Consider the following 2,508-nt stretch of genomic DNA (forward strand, 5'->3'; position numbering starts at 1 on the left):
GCGCTGCTGGAGGCGGCGGCCGCCCCTTCGCTCAAGCCGGTCATCAATCTGACCGGCACGGTGCTGCACACCAATCTGGGCCGCGCCATCCTCGCCGAGGAGGCGGTGGAGGCCGCCACCGCGGCCATGCGGCAGGCGGTGGCGCTGGAGTTCGACCTCTCGGGCGGCCGGCGGCGGCGAGCGCGACGACCATGTGCGCGCCCTGCTGCTGGAACTGACTGGGGCGGAGGCGGCCACCGTCGTCAACAACAATGCCGCCGCCGTGCTCATCACCCTCAACACGCTGGCGGCCGGCAAGGACTCCATCGTCTCCCGCGGCGAGCTGATCGAGATCGGCGGCGCCTTCCGCATGCCCGAGATCATGGCGCGCGCCGGCACCCGCCTGCGCGAGATCGGCACCACCAACCGCACCCACCTGCGCGATTATGAAGGCGCCCTCACCCCCGAGACCGGCCTGGTTCTGAAGGTCCACACCTCCAATTACCGCATCGAGGGCTTCACCGCGGAGGTGCCGGCCCGCGCGCTGGCGGATCTCGCCCGAAGCCACGGCGTGCCGCTGGTGAACGACCTCGGCTCGGGCACGCTGTGCGACCTCGCCGCCTACGGCCTCGTCCACGAGCCCACGGTGCGCGAAGCGGTGGCGGAAGGGGCGGACATCGTCACCTTCTCCGGCGACAAGCTGCTCGGCGGCCCGCAGACCGGCTTCATCGTCGGCCGCGCGGAGCTGATCGGCGCGATCAACAAGAACCCCATGAAGCGGGCGCTCAGGGTGGACAAGATCCGCCTCGCCGCCCTGGAGGCGACCCTCAAGCTCTATCGCGACCCCGACCGCCTCGCCGCCCGGCTGCCCACCTTGCGCGTCCTCACCCGCACGGCCGCGGACCTCGCGGCCGAGGCCGAGCGTCTGGCGCCGGAGATCGCGGCGCGGCTCGGGACGGGCTTCGCCGTTGCCGTCATCGCCTGCCGCAGCCAGATCGGCTCCGGCGCGTTGCCGCTGGAGACCTTGCCCAGCGCCGGGCTGACCCTTCGCCCAACCGACGGCAGCGGGCGGACGCTTGCCGGCCTTGCGGACGCGCTGCGTCGCCTGCCGGTCCCGGTGATCGGCCGGGTGGAGGACCAGGCGCTGGTGCTGGACCTGAGATGCCTCGACGACGGCGCGGCGCTGCTCGCCGCCTTCGATACGCTGCCGGGGGATGTGGCGCCCATGGGGTTGGGCTTGACCGCCGTGAAGGGCAAGGCCGCACGGCCGGCGGGCCGGCGTTGCCGAAGCCGAAGCCGCCATGAACGCCGCCCTCGACGCCGCGCGGCAGGGCGACTATGCCAAGCGCTCTCGCTCTGGGAGCCGCTCGCCAGCGCCGGCCATCCGCGGGCGCAGAACAATGTGGGCGCCTGCTTCGTGGACGGCCTCGGGGTCGATCGCGATCTCGCCCTCGCTCACCGCTGGCTGGAGCTGTCCGCCGCCGGCGGCGACCCGGTCGGCATGCGCAACCTCGCCGCGCTCCACTTCAAGGGCGAGGGCACGGAGCAGAACTATACCCGCGCCGCCGAGCTCTATCGTGCCGCCGCCGAGAAGGGCGACGGCCCGGCCCAGGACATGCTGAGCTGGATGCTGCTGGAGGGCGAGGTGATGCCGCCCGAGCCCAGCGAAGCGAAGAAATGGGCCGAGGCGGCCGCGGCCCAGGGCGTCGCCGCCGCCATGACACGGCTCGGCATGATGGCGCACAATGCGCTGGGCACGGCGCGCGACCCGGCCGAGGCCGCCCGCTGGTGGCTCAAGGGCGCCGAGGCGGGCGACGCCGACGGCCAGGCCATGCTGGGCGCGGCCTACCATCTCGGCTCCGGGGTTCCGCGCGACAACCTGACCGCCTTCGTCTGGCTGCTGCGGGCGCGCGCGGCGGCAGCCGCTCGCCGAGCGCTTCTTCGACGTGGTGCGGGGCCAGCTCTTCCCTCAGGAGCAGGTGGAGGCGCGCCGTCGCGCGGGGCTGCCTCTGCCGGGGGCGAAGGCGCCATGATCATCGGCACCGCCGGCCATATCGACCACGGCAAGTCCACGCTGGTGCGCGCGCTCACCGGCGTCGACACCGACCGGCTGAAGGAGGAGAAGGCGCGCGGCATCTCCATCGATTTGGGCTTCGCGTATCTGCCGCTGGCCGGCGAGGAGGCGGACGGGGCCGGCGAGGTGCTGGGCTTCGTCGACGTGCCGGGCCACGAGAAGTTCGTGCACACCATGCTCGCCGGCGCGAGCGGCATCGATTTCGTGATCCTCGTGGTGGCGGCCGACGACGGGATGATGCCGCAGACCCGCGAGCACCTCGCCATCGTCGACCTTCTGGGGATCCGCCATGGCCTCGTCGCCCTGACCAAGGCCGACCTGGTGGACGCCGCCCGCCTCGACGCGGTGTCGGCCGAGATCGCCGCCGCGCTTGAGGGCACGGGGCTTGAGGGCGCGGAGATCCTGCCCGTCTCGGCGGCCACCGGCGCCGGCATCGACGCGCGCGGCGCCACCGG

The 2,508-nt window shown here is 73.2% G+C and carries 1 protein-coding gene and 2 pseudogenes; all 3 read left to right on the forward strand.

The window, feature by feature from the left end; genetic code table 11:
* Positions 1-1,186 (forward strand): annotated as a pseudogene (gene selA / locus AC2W7M_RS23730) (L-seryl-tRNA(Sec) selenium transferase); the annotation flags it as partial.
* 18 nt (positions 1,187-1,204) lie between these two features.
* Positions 1,205-1,846, forward strand: a pseudogene (locus AC2W7M_RS23735) (tetratricopeptide repeat protein); the annotation flags it as partial.
* A 162-nt stretch (positions 1,847-2,008) separates the two neighbouring features.
* Positions 2,009-2,508, forward strand: a 500-nt coding sequence (locus tag AC2W7M_RS23740; protein ID WP_486135414.1) for a GTP-binding protein, incomplete at its 3' end; no start/stop codon positions are given.

The organism is Xanthobacter sp. BG11Y11_SDJG (genome assembly GCF_057364445.1).